13 protein-coding genes are annotated in these 17,037 nt (G+C 72.0%); 12 read left to right on the top strand and 1 reads right to left on the bottom strand.

All coding sequences use genetic code 11. The features are described from left to right. Nucleotides 1-114 precede the first annotated feature (114 nt). The 12 genes from G412_RS33180 (at nucleotide 115) to G412_RS0103725 (ending at nucleotide 16,420) form a co-directional block, all read left to right on the top strand. Complete coding sequence (locus G412_RS33180; RefSeq protein ID WP_051338113.1) at nucleotides 115-1,470, top strand: resuscitation-promoting factor; 1,356 nt, start codon at nucleotides 115-117, stop codon at nucleotides 1,468-1,470. A 326-nt stretch (nucleotides 1,471-1,796) separates the two neighbouring features. Continuing rightward, nucleotides 1,797-2,684, top strand: coding sequence for a 16S rRNA (adenine(1518)-N(6)/adenine(1519)-N(6))-dimethyltransferase RsmA (gene rsmA / locus G412_RS0103775; RefSeq protein ID WP_028810897.1), 888 nt, complete (start codon nucleotides 1,797-1,799; stop codon nucleotides 2,682-2,684). Beyond that, nucleotides 2,681-3,580 (top strand): 4-(cytidine 5'-diphospho)-2-C-methyl-D-erythritol kinase, encoded by a 900-nt coding sequence (locus G412_RS0103770; RefSeq protein WP_028810896.1) that lies wholly within the window; start codon nucleotides 2,681-2,683, stop codon nucleotides 3,578-3,580. The genes rsmA and G412_RS0103770 overlap by 4 nt, the downstream gene beginning before the upstream one ends. A 77-nt stretch (nucleotides 3,581-3,657) precedes the next feature. Further along, nucleotides 3,658-4,992 (top strand): acyltransferase family protein, encoded by a 1,335-nt coding sequence (locus G412_RS0103765; protein ID WP_028810895.1) that lies wholly within the window; start codon nucleotides 3,658-3,660, stop codon nucleotides 4,990-4,992. A gap of 454 nt (nucleotides 4,993-5,446) precedes the next feature. Further along, nucleotides 5,447-7,246 (top strand): ABC-F family ATP-binding cassette domain-containing protein, encoded by a 1,800-nt coding sequence (locus G412_RS0103760; protein ID WP_028810894.1) that lies wholly within the window; start codon nucleotides 5,447-5,449, stop codon nucleotides 7,244-7,246. Nucleotides 7,247-7,476: 230 nt separating this feature from the next. Continuing rightward, entirely contained in the window at nucleotides 7,477-9,285 is a 1,809-nt protein-coding gene (locus G412_RS0103755; RefSeq protein ID WP_028810893.1) for an outer membrane protein assembly factor BamB family protein, read from the top strand. A gap of 84 nt (nucleotides 9,286-9,369) precedes the next feature. After that, a complete protein-coding gene (locus G412_RS0103750) occupies nucleotides 9,370-11,103 on the top strand; it encodes an outer membrane protein assembly factor BamB family protein (RefSeq protein ID WP_028810892.1) in 1,734 nt (577 codons plus the stop codon). Nucleotides 11,104-11,339: 236 nt separating this feature from the next. Continuing rightward, nucleotides 11,340-12,014, top strand: a complete 675-nt coding sequence (locus tag G412_RS0103745; RefSeq protein ID WP_028810891.1) for a response regulator transcription factor — start codon at nucleotides 11,340-11,342, stop codon at nucleotides 12,012-12,014. A gap of 73 nt (nucleotides 12,015-12,087) precedes the next feature. Then, nucleotides 12,088-13,134, top strand: a complete 1,047-nt coding sequence (gene galT, locus G412_RS0103740; RefSeq protein WP_028810890.1) for a galactose-1-phosphate uridylyltransferase — start codon at nucleotides 12,088-12,090, stop codon at nucleotides 13,132-13,134. Continuing rightward, entirely contained in the window at nucleotides 13,131-14,102 is a 972-nt protein-coding gene (galE, locus tag G412_RS0103735; RefSeq protein ID WP_028810889.1) for a UDP-glucose 4-epimerase GalE, read from the top strand. The genes galT and galE overlap by 4 nt, the downstream gene beginning before the upstream one ends. Further along, the gene (gene galK, locus G412_RS0103730) at nucleotides 14,099-15,265 is read left to right on the top strand and encodes a galactokinase (RefSeq protein WP_028810888.1); all 1,167 of its coding nucleotides are present in this window, start codon (nucleotides 14,099-14,101) and stop codon (nucleotides 15,263-15,265) included. The genes galE and galK overlap by 4 nt, the downstream gene beginning before the upstream one ends. 381 nt (nucleotides 15,266-15,646) lie before the next feature. Continuing rightward, nucleotides 15,647-16,420 (top strand): response regulator transcription factor, encoded by a 774-nt coding sequence (locus G412_RS0103725; RefSeq protein WP_028810887.1) that lies wholly within the window; start codon nucleotides 15,647-15,649, stop codon nucleotides 16,418-16,420. Here G412_RS0103725 and tamR read toward each other — a convergent pair. Beyond that, the gene (gene tamR / locus G412_RS0103720; protein WP_028810886.1) at nucleotides 16,379-16,876 is read right to left on the bottom strand and encodes a MarR family transcriptional regulator TamR; all 498 of its coding nucleotides are present in this window, start codon (nucleotides 16,874-16,876) and stop codon (nucleotides 16,379-16,381) included. The genes G412_RS0103725 and tamR overlap by 42 nt on opposite strands. Nucleotides 16,877-17,037 lie beyond the last annotated feature (161 nt).

Genomic DNA, 17,037 nt, shown 5'->3' with positions numbered 1-17,037 from the left:
TGAGGCAACCGACTACGACGCTGTGTAGTCGTGTTGCTTTGGAGAGTGACGGCCGCTCCGCTAGTGTCCCGGCCCGCAGCGTCATCGGTGGGCGGACCGGACTTCTGGAGCGTCGTGGGCAATTCGCAGGGCAGTCACCGGGCGGCGCGTCGCGGCAGTGGCCGCCACACGGTGGAGTACGTGGAGGTCGCGGCGTACGCCGACACCTATGCGCCGTCGTACGAGCTCCAGCAGCCGCGGCTGCCGCACCAGAACCCCGGTGCGGTCGCGGCGGCGGACACGGTGGGGGGTGGCGCGCGGGGTGACGCGCGCGGCGGCGGGCACGGTGGCAGGGCGGCGGCCCGCCGGGCCGCCCGGCACCGCAAGGAGGCCGGGCGGCCCGAGGCGCTGCGCCGGCTCGTGCCCCGGGCGCTGGTCGTCGCGTTCCTGGCCGGTGGCACCTCGGCGTTCGTCGCCAGCGACAAGGCGGTCAAGCTCAGCGTCGACGGCGTACCGCGCACGATGCACACCTTCGCCGACGACGTCACCGAGCTGCTGGAGGACCAGGGGGTGGAGGTGGGGGCGCACGACCTCGTCGCGCCGGCCCCCGGCACGGAGCTGGCCAGCGGTGACGAAGTCGTCGTCCGGTACGGCCGCCCCCTGACGCTGACCCTGGACGGGCGGCGGCACCGCGTGTGGACCACCGCCCGTACGGTCGAGGGCGCACTGCGCCAGCTCGGGGTGCGCGCGGAGGGCGCGTACCTCTCCGTCTCGCGCTCCCTGGCGATCGGGCGGGCGGGCCTGGCGCTGGACGTACGCACCGAGCGGACCGTGACGTTCATGGCGGACGGGCGCGAGCGGACCATCCGTACGAACGCCGCGACGGTGGGGGCCGCGCTGGCGGAGGCCGGCATCAGCCTGCGCGGCCAGGACACCACCTCGGTGCCGGCCGAAAGCTTTCCGCGCGACGGGCAGAGGGTCACCGTGATGCGGATCAGGGGGGCGAAGGAAGTGCGCGAGGAGCCGATCCCCTTCGAGGTGATCAAGACCGAGGACGCTTCCCTCTTCAAGGGCACCGAAGTCGTGGTCCAGCCGGGTGAGGTCGGGTCGAGGAGGGTGACGTACTTCGTGCGTACGGTCAACGGGGTGCGGCAGAAGCCGAGGAAGGTCGCGGAGGAGATCGCGCGGGAGCCGGTCGCGCGGCGGGTGATGGTCGGCACGAAGGAGAAGCCGGCGTTCGTGGCCGGGGCCGACGGGCTCAACTGGAACGGGCTCGCCCAGTGCGAGTCCGGGGGGCGGCCCGGCGCGGTGGACCCCACGGGCAACTACGGCGGGCTCTACCAGTTCGACACGCGGACCTGGCAGTCGCTGGGCGGCAGCGGGCGGCCGCAGGAGGCGAGCGCCGAGGAGCAGACGTACCGGGCGAAGAAGCTGTACGTGCAGCGGGGGGCCAGCCCTTGGCCGCACTGCGGCGACAGGCTGCGGGGCTGAGGCGAGTGCGCCGGGGCCGGGGTGGAGCGGTGGCTTCGGGGTCGGTGCCGCGGGTCCTTGAACGGCGCGGGCGGCGGAGCGGTGGCTTCGGGGTCGGTGCCGCGGGTCCTTGAACGGCGCGGGCGGCGGAGCGGTGGCTTCGGGGTCGGTGCCGTGCCGGGGCGTCTCCTCGGGTGCCGAACGGGCGGGGGGTTGCTTCGCGATGCCCAAACTGTGTTCGACACCCTGCGGGGAGCGCCCCGGCACGTCCCCTCCTGGCACCTCGGGTCCTTGAACGGCGGCGGGCGGGGGGCCAGGCGGGTGCCGGGGACCTTTACGCTTGAGCGGTGAGCAGCACTGAGCCTTCTGAGACGCCTCCCCCGCATGACCTGCTGGGTCCCGCCGACATCCGGGAGCTGGCGGCGGCGCTCGGCGTACGCCCGACCAAGCAGCGCGGTCAGAACTTCGTCATCGATGCCAATACCGTGCGGCGGATCGTGCGGACGGCCGGTGTGCGGGCCGATGACGTGGTGGTCGAGGTCGGGCCCGGCCTGGGGTCGCTGACTCTCGCGCTGCTTGAGGCTGCCGAGCGGGTGGTGGCGGTCGAGATCGATGAGGTGCTCGCCGCCGCGCTGCCCGCGACGATCGCGGCGCGGATGCCGGAGCGGGCCGACCGTTTCGCCTTGGTGCACTCGGACGCGATGCACGTCACCGAGCTTCCCGGACCGCCGCCCACCGCGCTGGTCGCGAATCTTCCGTACAACGTCGCGGTGCCGGTACTGCTCACCATGCTGGAGCGTTTCCCCAGCATCGAGCGGACGCTCGTCATGGTCCAGGCCGAGGTCGCTGACCGGCTCGCGGCCCGGCCCGGCAACAAGGTGTACGGCGTGCCGTCGGTCAAGGCCTGCTGGTACGCCGACGTCAAGCGGGCCGGGGCGATCGGGCGCAACGTCTTCTGGCCCGCGCCGAATGTCGACTCCGGGCTGGTGTCGCTCGTGCGGCGGGCCGAGCCGGTCAAGACCTCTGCCTCGAAGGAGGAGGTCTTCGCGGTGGTCGACGCTGCGTTCGCGCAGCGCCGCAAGACGCTGCGGGCCGCGCTTGCGGGGTGGGCGGGATCGGCCCCGGCGGCGGAGGCGGCGCTGGTCGCGGCCGGGATTTCGCCCCAGGCGCGGGGCGAGTCGCTGACGGTGGAGGAGTTCGCCCGTATCGCGGAGAACAAGGGGGTGGCGGCATGACGGTCACCGTCCGGGTCCCGGCGAAGGTCAACGTCCAGCTCGCGGTGGGCGGGGCGCGGCCCGACGGCTTCCACGACCTGGCGAACGTGTTCCTGGCGGTCGGCCTGTACGACGAGGTCACGGTCACGCCGGCGGATTCCCTGCGGGTCACCTGCTCGGGGCCCGACGCGGGGCAGGTGCCCCTGGACCGTACGAACCTGGCGGCGCGGGCCGCGATCGCGTTGGCCGAACGCCGGGGTCTGTCGCCCGATGTGCACATCCACATCGAGAAGGACATCCCCGTCGCGGGTGGCATGGCGGGCGGCAGCGCGGACGGCGCGGGTGCGCTGCTGGCGTGCGACAGGCTGTGGGGTACGGAGTGCTCGCAGACCGAATTGTTGGGTATTTGTGCGGAATTGGGTAGTGACGTGCCGTTCAGTCTGGTGGGCGGGGCGGCGCTGGGTACGGGGCGCGGCGAGAAGCTGACGACTCTTGAGGTAAGTGGGACGTTCCACTGGGTGTTCGCCGTGGCGGGCGGCGGGCTGTCGACACCGGCGGTGTACGGCGAGTTCGACCGTCTGACGGCGGGGAGTGACGTTCCGGCCCCCGAGGCTTCCCCGGTTCTGCTGGACGCCCTGCGTGCGGGTGATGCGGCGCTGCTGGCGGGCGCCCTGGTGAACGACCTCCAGCCCGCGGCCCTGTCCCTGCGGCCCTCCCTGGCCGCCACTCTTGCGGCGGGCACGGAGGCGGGCGCGCTGGCGGGCCTGGTCTCGGGGTCGGGCCCGACCACGGCGTTCCTGACCAAGGACGCGGAGGCGGCCGAGGCGGTGGCGGCGGCCCTCATCGCTTCGGGCACCTGCCGTACGGCGCGGGTCGCCCAGTCCCCGGCGACGGGTGCGACGGTCGTCGGAGCCTGAGCACGGGCGCTGTACTCAGAAGGAACTGAGTACGGGCGCCCTGCCGGGAGGCTGTGCGGGGGCGGGAGCGTACCCGCATGGGAAACAGTGTTCGCGAGCTCGCCGACCGGACGCCCGCAGGGCGCGACCGGTACGTAGACCTGCTGCGCGTCGCCTCACTCGGCACCGTCGTCGCCGGGCACTGGCTGATGGCCGCCGTATCCGCCGACGGCGGGGTGGGCAATCTTCTCGCCGTCGTGCCGGGGCTTCAGATCCTCACGTGGGCGTTGCAGGTCATGCCTGTGTTCTTTTTCGTCGGCGGGTTCTCGCACGCGCTGTCCTATCGGTCGCTGAGTCGCAGGCACGAGGCGGTGTACTCCGTGTTCGTACGGGCCCGTCTCCAGCGGCTGCTGCGGCCCACCATGGTGTTCGTGCTGGTCTGGGGCGCCGCCGCGCTCGTACTGCAGCTCCTCGGCAGTCAGCAGGGGCTGACCGGTGTCGCTCTTCGCCTCGTCGCTCAGCCGCTCTGGTTCATCGGGATCTACCTGGCGATGGTGGCCTTCACCCCGCCCCTGCTGAAGCTGCACGAGCGGTATGGCTGGGGCGCCTTCGCCGCGCTCGCCCTCGCCGCCGCGGGCGTCGACGTGCTGCGCTTCGCGTTCGGCGTGCCGTACGTCGAGTTCCTCAACTTCGCCTTCGTCTGGCTCGCCGTCCACCAACTGGGCTTCCTGCGCGCCGACGGGCGCATCCGCAGGCCCGGTGTTCTCGCGGCCGCCGGGTTGGCCGCTGCCGCCGCGCTGGTCGCCTTCGGGCCGTATCCGCTGAGCATGGTGGGAATGCCCGGCGAGAAGGTCAGCAACATGGCCCCGCCCACGCTCGCGCTCCTCGCCCACGGCCTGTGGCTGGCCGGCGCGGTCGAGCTGCTGCGCGCTCCCGGCGCACGCCTCGTCGCACGGCCACGCGTCTGGCGGACCGTCGTCGCCGCGAACGGTGTCGCGATGACGGCGTTCCTGTGGCACCTGACGGCGATGCTCGGCCTGTACGGCGCGATGCTCGCCCTGGACCTGCCGCTGCCCGCACCGGCGAGCGGGGCCTGGTGGGCGCAGGTGCCGCTGCGGTTCGCCGCGGCGGCGGCGCTGACCGCGCTGTGCGTGGCGGCGTTCCGGGCCTTCGAGCGGCCTGCGGGGGGCGGTGGTCTGCCGGCGGCCTCTCCCGGTCGCCTGGCGGGCCCCGCTGCCGCGGCCGGCGTCACGCTGTGCCTGCTCGGGGTGCTGGGACTGTCGATGGTCGGCTTCGCCGGCCTCCTCGAAGGCCGTACGGCCCTGCTCATCGCCGTACGGATCAGCGCTCCGGTCGCGGTCCTCATGGCCCTCGCGGGCTGGCTCCTGGTGGAGACGGCGGCCCGCCCCCGACCCGCCCCGCTCACCCGCTGACTTTCACCCCGTCCGGCGTCCGAGAACCGGAGCCCGGGGCGGCACCCGGTGACGGCACCTCCGCGCCCACCGGTGCGGCACCTCGGCGTTCACGGGGGCGGCCGCCGCGCGCCCACGGGGCGGGATGCGCGCCCACGAGGCGGGACCCGCGCGCCCACGGGGGCGGGACCCGCGCCACCACGGGGGCGGTGGCCGCGCGCCCACGGGGGCGGGACCGGGGCGCCCACCGGGGCGGTGGCCGCGCGCACACGGGGGTGGTGGCCGGGCGCCCACGCGGGTGGGATCCGGGCGCCCACCGCGGTGGGACCCGGCGCCCACCGGGGCGGTGCCCCCGCGCCCACCGCGCGGCCACCACGCCCCCCGCCGGTGGCGGGGACCGGGTGGTCGTCGGAGGGGTTCGGTGGGCGACTACGCTTGAGCGTCTGTCCCTTTCCCGTCCCTGGAGCGCGCACCCATGGCCGTCAACCTGGTCAATGTCGAGGCAGTCAGCAAGGTGTACGGCACCCGTGCCCTGCTCGACGGCGTGTCCCTCGGCGTATCGGAGGGCGACCGGATCGGTGTCGTCGGCCGTAACGGCGACGGCAAGACGACCCTCATCCGCATGCTCGCCAAGCTGGAGGACGCCGACGGCGGCCGCATCACGCACAACGGCGGCCTGCGTCTGGGCGTACTCACGCAGCACGACTCGCTCGACCCCGCCGCGACCGTCCGCCAGGAGATCATCGGCGACCTCGCGGACCACGAGTGGGCGGGCACCGCCAAGATCCGCGACGTGCTGAACGGTCTCTTCGGCGGCCTCAGCCTGCCCGGCTTCGAGCACGGCCTGGAAACGGTCATCGGGCCGCTGTCGGGCGGTGAGCGCCGTCGTATCGCGCTCGCCAAGCTCCTCATCGAGGAGCAGGACCTGCTGGTCCTCGACGAGCCGACCAACCACCTCGACGTCGAGGGCATCGCCTGGCTCGCCCAGCACCTTCAGGACCGCAGGTCCGCGCTGGTGTGCGTGACCCACGACCGCTGGTTCCTCGACCAGGTCTGCACCCGCATGTGGGACGTGCAGCGCGGCGCCGTGCACGAGTACGAGGGCGGTTACTCCGACTACGTCTTCGCCCGCGCCGAGCGCGAGCGCATCGCCGCCACCGAGGAGACCAAGCGCCAGAACCTGGTCCGCAAGGAGCTGGCGTGGCTGCGCCGCGGCGCCCCCGCCCGTACGTCGAAGCCGCGCTTCCGCGTTGAGGCGGCCAACGAGCTGATCGCCGACGTACCGCCGCCCCGCGACACGTCCGAGCTGATGAAGTTCGCCAACTCGCGGCTCGGCAAGACCGTCTTCGATCTTGAAGATGTCACCGTCCAGGCCGGGCCGAAGGTGCTGCTCCAGCATCTGACGTGGCAGCTCGGGCCCGGCGACCGCGTCGGCCTCGTCGGCGTGAACGGCGCGGGCAAGACGTCGCTGCTGCGCGCCCTGGCCGACGCGGCGCGTACGCAGGGCGACGCCCAGCCGGTGGCCGGCAAGGTCGTCGTGGGCAGGACCGTGAAGCTCGCGTACCTCTCGCAGGAGGTCGGCGAGCTCGACCCGAAGCTCCGGGTGCTCGAAGCCGTTCAGCGCGTACGGGACCGGGTGGACCTCGGCAAGGGCCGCGAGATGACGGCGGGCCAGCTCTGCGAGCAGTTCGGGTTCACCAAGGAGAAGCAGTGGACGCCGGTCGGTGACCTGTCCGGTGGCGAGCGGCGGCGGCTGCAGATCCTGCGGCTGCTGATGGACGAGCCGAACGTGCTGTTCCTGGACGAGCCGACCAACGATCTCGACATCGAGACGCTGACGCAGCTCGAGGACCTGCTCGACGGGTGGCCGGGCTCGATGATCGTCATCTCGCACGACCGGTTCTTCATCGAGCGGACCACGGACAAGGTGTACGCCCTCCTCGGCGACCGCACGCTGCGCAACCTGCCGCGCGGTATCGACGAGTACCTGGAGCGCAGGCAGCAGATGATCGAGGCCGCCACCCCGGCGCCCGCCGCTGCCGCCCCCGTGAAGAAGAAGGCCTCCGGCGACGCCCGCGCCGCGCAGAAGGAAATGCAGAAGATCGAGCGACAGCTCGGCAAGCTCTCTGACAAGGAGACCAAGCTGCACGCCCAAATCGCGGAAAACGCGACGGACTTCGAGAAGGTGGCCCTGCTCGACGCCGAGTTGCGCGAACTCGTCGCCGGGCGCGACGAACTTGAGATGCGCTGGATGGAACTCGCCGAGGACGCGTAGCGATTGGGCGAAGCCGAATAACGAGCGCGTCACGGGCCGGTCCTCCCTTGGGAACAGGGGCGGGGCCGGGCCCTCGTCCGAGGGGGGCCGAGTGATAGAAAGAAGCCCCGCTCGACTGACGTAGACCTGCGGGGCTCAAGCCCGATTCGCTCCATTCTGGGGGAGTTACGCCGCCGGAATCGCGGGGGAGACCGAACGGGCGGCGGTCTCGTGTGAAGAGGTAAGCGCTGATGTCTCAGCCGCCCAACCAGCCGCCGCAGGGCGGCTTCGGAGCCCCCCAGGACCCCCGGCAGCAGCCGCCCCAGCCGCCTGCCCAGCCACCGCAGATGCCCCCTGCCCCGCCCGGCCCGCCGGCCCCGCCCCAGCAGCCCCCGGCGCAGCCCGGATACGGCTACCCGCAGGCGCCGCCGCAGCAGGCGCCGCAGCCGGGGTACGGCTACCCGGGCCAGCCGGGTCAGCAGCCGGGCCAGGCGGGCCCGTACGGCCAGCAGCAGCCCGGACCGTACGGCCAGCAGCCCGGTCCGTACGGTCAGCAGCAGCCGGGTCCTTACGGCGGCTTCCCCGGTGCGCCCGCACCGGGCACCGGCGGCAGCGGTGGCCCCTTCAAGGGCAAGACCGCCGTCATCATCGGCGCGGCCCTCGCCGCGGTCCTCGTCGTCGGCGGCGGCATCTACTACATCGCCACCAGCGGTGACGGCGGCAAGGAGAAGCCCGTCGCCAACGGCAACAAGGAGAACGGCAAGCCGGGTGGTCTGCCCTCCGGCGACACCGGTGACGACTCGGCCGGCGGCCGCGACGCCGGTGACGACCTCAACGCGGGGCGCCAGGCGGGCGAGGCCAAGGTCCTGTGGCTCCAGAAGAACAGCGTGGACCTGCCGCGCAACGGCGCCGACGTGTACGGCCCGTGGTTCACCGACGGCCTCGTCGTCAAGGCGATGTACAAGACGGTCGCCGCCTACGACACCACCGACGGCAAGGAGAAGTGGAACCTTCCGCTCGCCACCGAGATCTGCGCGGCGCCCGTCAAGGCCGCCGAGGACGGCAAGATCGTCATCGGTGTCAAGGGCGGCACCACCGAACGGGCCAAGTGCAGCCGGCTCCAGATGGTCGACCTCAAGACCGGCAAGGCGGGCTGGCAGGCCGAGGTGAAGAAGGCGGGGGCGTTCGACATCCTCTCCGACATCACGCTGGCGATCAGCGGCAACACCGTCACCGCCGGCCGCACCGGCCACTCCACCGCCTTCAGCATGACGGACGGCAAGGAGCTGTGGGGCAAGCTCCCCGGTGAGTGCCAGCCGTACGCCTTCACCAGCAGCACCAAGCTGATCTCCGCCGCCGCCTGCTCCACCGGCGAGGCCGCCAGGAACCACGAGCGGATCCAGGAGCACGACCCGGCCACCGGCAAGGTCAAGTGGAGCTACCCGCTGGCCAAGGGCTGGCAGGTCGACAAGGTCTACTCCGTCTCGCCGCTCGTCGTATCCGTGCAGGAGCGCCAGAAGAAGACCTGGAGCGTCATCGCTCTGACCGACAGCGGCAAGCTGCGCTCGGAGATCGACGGCGGCAAGGACAAGTTCCAGCCCCGGTGCGGCGGCAGCTTCGTCGTCTTCGGCCGCAACCTCGAAGGCTGCACCGGCGTCGCCGCCGACGCGGACACCTTCTACATGGCGACCGCCGAGAAGACGAGCGGCCTTCAGCGCACCAACGAGGTCGTCGCCTTCAACCTCGACACCGGCAAGCCCAAGTGGCGTTCGGCGGGCGAGCGGGCCATGATGCCGCTGAAGATGGAGGGCGGAGAGGTCCTGGTCCACACGGCGGCGTCGTACGACAAGGGCGGCGCACTCGCGACCATCCCTTCGTCGGGCGGCAAGCCCAAGACGCTGCTCCAGAACCCGCAGTCGACCGCCCAGATCGAGAACGGCTTCTTCACGACGAAGATCGCCTACGAGGACAGCCGGCTCTTCATCGTCAACTCCCGCGTCAGCGCCTCCAACGACGAGGAGGAGAAGGAGACGAAGACCATGATGGTCTTCGGCAAGTGACGGCCAGTGACTGAGCGGGCCAGTGACTGAGCCCAGGGTCTTCTCGCACGTCTTCGACTCCCCTTCTCCAGAGGTACGCACGCCATGACGCAGCCACCGCCCCCGCCGCCGAACGAGCCCCCGCAGGGCGGCTTCGGCGCACCGCCGACCCCACCCGCGGGCGGCTTCGGCGCCCCGACTCCGCCCCCGCCCGCCGATCAGCCGGGTTACGGCTACCCGCAGGCGCCCCCGGCGCCACCCGCCCAGCCCGGCCAGCAGCCCGGTTACGGCTACCCGGCCCAGTCCGGCCAGCCCCATCCGTACGGGCAGCAGCAGCCGTACGGCCAGCAACAGCCGCCGTACGGCTACCCGCAGGGCATGCCCCCGCAGGGCGGCGGCGGCAAGAAGGTCAACACCACCACGGCCGTCGTCATCGCGGCGGTCGTCGCCGTGGCGCTCATCGTCGGTGCCGGCGTCTGGTACGTGTCCGGCAGTGACAGCGGCAAGGACGATCCGGCCCAGAACTCCTCCGCGGGCTCGACCGGCGGCGCAGGCGGCGACGACGCCAAGCCCGCCCCGGACGGCGCGGGCAAGGAGGAGCAGCCCTCCAACACCAACTCCAAGTTGCTCTTCCAACTGCCCGCCCCCGAGGTGACGGGAACCGTCGCCGGCGTCAACGGCTCCTGGATCACCGACAAGGCGTACGTCAAGAGCGGCCTCAACGAGGTCGTGGGCCGTGACCTGGACAAGGGCACGGAGCTGTGGACGATCCCGCTTCCGGGCGAGGTCTGCGCGGCGACGCCGCACGTCACCAAGGACAACAAGACCGCGATCCTCTTCGCCGGGCCGATGCCGGCGGGCGCCACGTATTCCCCCTGCACCGAGGTCGGTGTGATCGACATCGACGCGGGCAGGCTGGTGTGGCAGAAGTCGGTCAAGGACGGTGACGACAAGGTCATCTTCGGTGAGGTCACGATCGGCGGCGACGCGGTCGGCGCGGGCGGCACCCGAGGCGGCGCGGCCTTCGACGTCAACACCGGCAAGGTCCGCTGGCAGCCGAAGGCCAACGCCGAACAGTGCCGCGACGTGGGCTACGCGGGCGGCGAGGCACTCGCCACGGTGCGCAGCTGCGGTTCGGTCAGCTCCCCCCAGCTCTCCATCGAGTACCTGAACCCGAAGACCGGCGCCCCGCTCGCCAAGTACAAGATGCCCAGCGGTGTGGACCAGGCGAGCATCGTCTCCACCAAGCCGCTGGTGGCCGCCGCCGACGTCGGTGACACCGCCGGTGACGGCAGCGGCGTGTCCGACTTCTTCTCGATCGACGAGAAGACCGGCAAGCTGCGTGCCAGGATCCCGGCCGATGCCGAGAAGTACGCCCCGAGGTGCCGGGACACCGAGGGCTGCACCAAGGTCGTCGTCGGCAACGGCAGGATCTACCTGCCGACCGAGGAGCACGAGGGCGGCACCGAGGGCGGCCGTACGAACGAGATCGTCTCCTTCGACCTCGCGACCGGCAAGCTGACCAGCGACCGGGCCGACGCGGGCGACCGCTACACGATGCACCCGATCCGCATGGACGGCGGCAACATCATCGCGTACAAGTACCCGCCGTACGACAAGGGCGGCCAGGTGGTGAGCCTCAACGGCAGTTCCATGAAGGAGACGCTGCTGCTGGAGAACCCGGCCGACCGGGCGGTCCGCGAGGTGTCGACGAGCTTCACGGTGGACGCCGCCGAATTCCGGTACGCCGACGGCCGCCTGTTCATGGCGACGCGCCTCATGAGCGCGCAGAGCGCCGGCTTCAAGCGGTACCTTGCGGTCGGCTTCGGCGCCCGCTGAAGCGCCTGGCACAACTGACCCACAGGTCACAGCGGCCCCGGCAGTGGTTTGTTTCCACTGCCGGGGCCGTCCCATGTCACATCCGGCCCGGCAAGTAGTCCTGAATCGCGAGGAATTCGACAATCCGGGGGGCTTCTTACCAGTAAGGGGCGCGCACCGTCGAACAAGCGTGTAGCTTGCCGGGGCAGGAGGGCCGGGGGGCCAGCTCCAGGGGCAGGGGTATGGGGGGTTTCTCTATGGGCGTGCGGCTCATGGTGGTTGACGACCACCGACTGCTCGCCGAGGCGCTCGCCTCGGCACTCAAGTTGCGCGGGCACCGGGTGCTCGCCGCGGCCGCCCCGACCTCGGGGGCGGCGGAACTGGTCGTCAGCAGGGCCCCCGAGGTCTGTCTCTTCGGTACGGCGGCTCCCGCCGAACCAGGGGTGTTCGACCCAATCGTCCGGATCAAGCGCGAACGGCCGCAGGTGGCCGTCCTCGTGCTCGGCCCGGTGCCCAGCCCGCGCGGCATCGCCGCGGCCTTCGCCGCCGGGGCGTCCGGTTACGTACGCCACGACGAGCGCATCGAAGGTGTCGAGCGCGCCATGGTGAAGGCACGCGCGGGGGAGACGGCGGCGGCGCCGCAGCTGTTGCAGGGCGCTTTCGCCGAGCTGCTCAACCCCGCCGCGCAGCCCGACGACGAGGGCCAGCGGCTGCTCCAGATGCTGACGCCGCGCGAGGCCGAGGTCCTGATGCGGGTCGCGGACGGCGAGGACACGCGGCTGATCGCGGCCGGCATGGGCATCGCGCCGAGCACCGCCCGTACGCACGTCCAGCGGGTCCTGATGAAACTGGGCGTCGGCTCCCGCCTGGAGGCGGCGGCGCTCGCGGCACGCACGGGGCTGCTGGACCGCGCGGAGACGGACCACCATTGACGCCCACTGTTGAGACATGATTGATTGTGTTCAATTATGTTGTTCGGTGGTGGGTGTGATGAGGAGCCTGCGTGTGAAGAAGACGTCGACTCGGCTGGCCGACGGTCGCGAGCTGCTCTACTACGACTCCCGCGACGACGCCGTGCGCGATGCCGTTGATCCGCGGCCCCTCGACCCGGTCGCGACCACCTCGCAGATTCGCCGCGACCCGCTCCTCGGAGACTCTGTCGCCATCGCCTCGCACCGCCAGGGCCGCACCTACCACCCGCCCGCCGACGAGTGCCCGCTCTGCCCCTCGCGCGACGGCCGGCAGAGCGAGATCCCGGCCGCCGAGTACGAGGTGGCGGTCTTCGAGAACCGCTTCCCGTCGCTGGCCGGGGACGCGGGGCGCTGCGAGGTGGTCTGCTTCACCTCCGACCACGACGCGTCCTTCGCCGACCTCACCGAGGAGCAGGCCGCTCTCGTACTGGAGGCGTGGACCGACAGGACGGCCGAGCTGGCGGAGCTGCCCGGAGTCCGGCAGGTGTTCTGCTTCGAGAACCGGGGCGCGGAGATCGGCGTCACCCTCGGCCACCCGCACGGCCAGATCTACGCCTACCCCTTCGTCACCCCGCGCACGGCCCTGATGCTGCGTTCCCTGGCCGCGCACCTCGCGGAGACCGGCCGCAACCTCTTCGACGACGTCGTGGCGCGGGAGCGCGCCGAGGGGACGCGGGTGGTCCTGGAGGGCGAGCACTGGGTGGCCTTCGTGCCGTACGCCGCGCACTGGCCGTACGAGGTGCACCTCTACCCGAAGCGGCGCGTGCCCGACCTGCGCGGACTCGACGACGGCGCGCGCACAGAGTTCCCACAGATCTATCTGGAACTGTTGCGCAGGTTCGACCGGATCTTCGGCCCCGGCGAGCCGCCGACGCCGTACATCTCCGGATGGCACCAGGCACCGTTCGGCACCTCCGGCTTCGCACCCGAGTTCGCACTGCACCTCGAGCTTTTCACCGTCCGACGTACTTCGGGCAAGCTGAAGTTTCTCGCGGGTTCCGAATCCGGCATGAATGTGTTCATCAACGATGTGCCGCCGGAGACCGCGGCAGCGCGACTGCGAGAGGTAGCGAGCGAGTGAGTCAGCACAAGTACTTGGTCACGGGCGGTGCGGGGTACGTCGGCAGCGTGGTCGCGGCCCATCTCCTGGAGGCCGGCCACGAGGTGACCGTCCTCGACGACCTCTCCACCGGCTTCCGCGAGGGCGTCCCGGCCGGCGCGGCGTTCATCGAGGGCCGCGTCCAGGACGCCGCGCGCTGGCTGGACCCCTCGTACGACGGCGTCCTGCACTTCGCCGCGTTCTCGCAGGTCGGCGAGTCCGTCGCCGACCCGGAGAAGTACTGGACGAACAACGTCGGCGGGACCATGGCGCTGCTCGCCGCGATGCGTGGCGCGGGCGTGCGGAAGCTGGTCTTCTCCTCGACGGCGGCGACGTACGGGGAGCCGGTCTCCACGCCCATCACGGAGAGCGCGCCGACCGCGCCGACCAGTCCGTACGGCGCCTCCAAGCTGGCCGTCGACCACATGATCAGCGGCGAGAGCGCCGCGCACGGCCTGGCGGCGGTGTCGCTGCGCTACTTCAACGTCGCCGGCGCCTACGGCACCTGCGGTGAGCGCCACGACCCCGAGTCCCACCTGATCCCGCTCGTCCTCCAGGTCGCGCAGGGCCGGCGCGAGTCGATCGCGGTGTACGGCGACGACTACCCGACGCCCGACGGCACCTGCGTCCGCGACTACATCCACGTCGCCGACCTGGCCGAGGCACACCTGCTGGCACTGGACGCCGCCGAGCCGGGAAACCACCTGATCTGCAACCTCGGCAACGGCAACGGCTTCTCGGTCCGCGAGGTCGTGGAGACCGTACGGAAGGTCACGGGGCACCCGATCCCGGAGACCCCGGCGCCGCGCCGGGCCGGCGACCCCGCGGTGCTCGTCGCGTCCGCCGACACGGCGCGCGAGAAGCTCGGCTGGAAACCGTCCCGCGCCGACCTCGCGGGCATCGTCGCGGACGCGTGGGCGTTCGCCCGCCGGGAGGAACAGGACGTATGACCGACGACGCAGTCGCCGCCGCCGTCGCGCGGGCGTTCACCGAGCTGTACGGCGCCGGGCCGGACGGGGTGTGGGCCGCCCCCGGCCGGGTCAACCTCATCGGCGAGTACACCGACTTCAACGACGGCTTCGTGATGCCGCTGGCGCTGCCCCACACGGCGGTCGCGGCGGCCCGGCGCCGCGACGACGGCGTGCTGCGGCTGCACTCGGCGGACGTCGACGGCGGCATCGTCCAGTTGCGCACCGACGAGCTGGCGCCGCCGCTCGCCGGCGGGAGCTGGGCGGCGTATCCGGCCGGTGTGGTGGGGGCGCTGCGGGAGGCGGGCCACGCGGTCGGCGGCGCGGACATCCACCTGACGTCGACGGTGCCGACGGGGGCGGGGCTCTCGTCGTCCGCCGCGCTGGAGGTGGTCACGGCGCTGGCTGTGAACGACCTGTACGAAATCGGGCTTTCCGGCGCCGAACTGGCGGTCGTCGCCCAGCGGGCCGAGAACGCCTTCGTCGGGGTGCCCTGCGGGATCATGGACCAGACGGCGTCGGCCTGCTGTACGGAGGGCCACGCGCTGCACCTGGACACGCGGGACCTCACGAGCCGTCAGGTCCCGTTCGACCTGGCCGCCCACGGCCTCGAACTCCTCGTCGTCGACACGCGCGTCAAGCACGCGCTGGGCGACGGGGCGTACGCGGAACGGCGCGAAGGGTGCGAGGCGGGGGCCCGGGCGCTGGGGGTGGCGGCGTTGCGTGATGTGCCGTACGCGGGGCTGGCGGAGGCGCTGGCGTCACTGGGCGACGAGCGGATACGCCGCTACGTACGCCACGTGGTGACCGAGAACCACCGGGTGGAACGGGTGATCGCCCACCTGGACGCCGGCGCCCCGCGAGCGGTGGGCCCGCTGCTGACCGAGGGGCACGCGTCGCTCCGCGACGACCTGCGGGTCTCGTGCGCCGAGCTGGACCTGGTGGTCGAGTCCGCCGGTGCGGCGGGGGCGCTGGGGGCGCGGATGACGGGGGGCGGGTTCGGTGGCTCGGCGATCGTCCTGGCCGAGTCGTCGGCGTCGGACACGATCACCAAGTCGATCGGGGCGGCGTTCGAGGCGACCGGCCTGACGCCACCGCGCGTCTTCCCGGCAGTGCCGTCCCGCGGAGCGCGCCGCGTGGCGTGAGGCGGGATTTCCGGGGCTTCCCCCAGCCCGCCCCGTGCGGCTCGGGCTCGTTCGCCCGGCACAGTGTGTCGTTCTTTGTCGACTTCTGTCTCCATACGAAACAGGAGACACACCTTGAACACCGCCGCCCATCAGTTCTGTGATTTACCTTCCGCTCCCCGCCCCCGGCCGTACGCTGAAGCAGAGCGCCGGTGGGGGCCGGTGCTTGATCAGGGGGCGAGGCAGTCGGGTACGTCGTCCGGGGTGGGCAGTGGTCAGTGCGTCACGGCGGCGGCCGTGCGCGCCTGAAGTGCCGTCCCTCCGGGCGTCGTACCCGCACACGGTCCGCCTCTCCGGGGGTCCACGGGGGACACTTCGGAACGATGCGGCATGGGGGTGTCTGTGGCTCGTATCCGGGTACTGGTGGTGGACGATCACCGCATCTTCGCCGAGTCGCTCGCCGCGGCCCTCGCCGCCGAGCCCGACGTCGACGTGTCCGCGGCCGGCAGCGGCCCGGCCGCCCTGCGCACGCTGGAGCGGGCGGTGGCGGAAAGCCGCAGATTTGACGTGATGCTCGTCGACGCCGACCTCGGCACCTGCGCCGCGCAGCCCGCCCGCGCCGTCCACGTGCCGGAGCCGGGCGACGACAGCCTGGTGGACGGCATCTCCCTGGTGGCGGGCGTCCGGTCCGGACAGCTCGCTGTCCGGACGGTCGTACTGGCCGAGAAGGACGACCCGCGCCGTGCCGCCCTCGCCCTCCAGGCCGGGGCCGCCGGCTGGGTCGCCAAGGACTGCTCGCTGCAACGCCTGCTCACCGTCATCCGCGGCGTACTGCGCGACGAGACCCACCTGCCACCGGCGCTTCTGACGGGCGTACTGCGGGAGTTGACGGCCGCCCGCAAGCACCGTACCGAGAGCGAGCGGCTCGTCGAGTCGCTGACTCCGCGCGAGCGCGAGGTGCTGCGGTGCATGGTGGCGGGGCTGGGCCGCAAGGCCGTCGCCGAGCGGCTGTTCCTCTCCCCGCACACCGTCCGCACGCACATGCAGAACGTGCTGGGCAAGCTCGGCGTGCACTCCACGCTCGCCGCCGTCGCGCTGGCGCGCCGCGCCGGAGTCGGCCCGGCGGACCTGGGGCTAGCCGGGGATGTTGTCGAACGGGGCGGTCAACTGGCGTAGCAGCCCGGCCAGTTCGCCGCGCTGCGCGCGTGAGAGCTCGCCGAGGATCGCCCGCTCCTGCGCGAGCAGCCCGGCGAGCGCCTGGTCGGCCCGGTCGCGCCCTTCGGCGGTGAGCCGTACGAGCACGCCGCGGCGGTCGCTCGGATCGGGCAGCCGCTCGACGAGGCCCTTCTTGGCGAGCCGGTCGATGCGGTTGGTCATGGTGCCGGAGGTGACCAGGGTCTGGGTCAGCAGCTGGCCCGGCGAGAGCTGGTAGGGGGAGCCCGCCCGTCGCAGTGAGGTCAGTACGTCGAATTCCCATGGCTCGAGCTGGTGCTCGGCGAACGCTATGCGGCGGGCGCGGTCGAGGTGACGGGCCAGCCTGGAGACACGGCTGAGGACCTCGAGTGGTTCCACGTCGAGGTCGGGGCGCTCGCGGCGCCATGCAGCGACCAGTCGGTCGACCTCGTCCTCCATGACGATCAGTGTAGTTGGTGTGTCGACATGAAGTCTCTTGAGGTCAAGCATCTCGACATCGAGAGACCTGCCTCGCCGCGCTGCGAGGCCGATGTGCGGGAGTCGACGTACGGGAGTCGACGTACTTTCAGGTCCGCTGGGCGAGGCTCCGGTCCTGAAGG

This window comes from Streptomyces flavidovirens DSM 40150 (genome assembly GCF_000429085.1).
Lineage (GTDB): Bacteria > Actinomycetota > Actinomycetes > Streptomycetales > Streptomycetaceae > Streptomyces > Streptomyces flavidovirens.
Note: the sequence above shows the minus strand (reverse complement) of the source record. Positions and strands in the feature narration are given on the sequence as shown.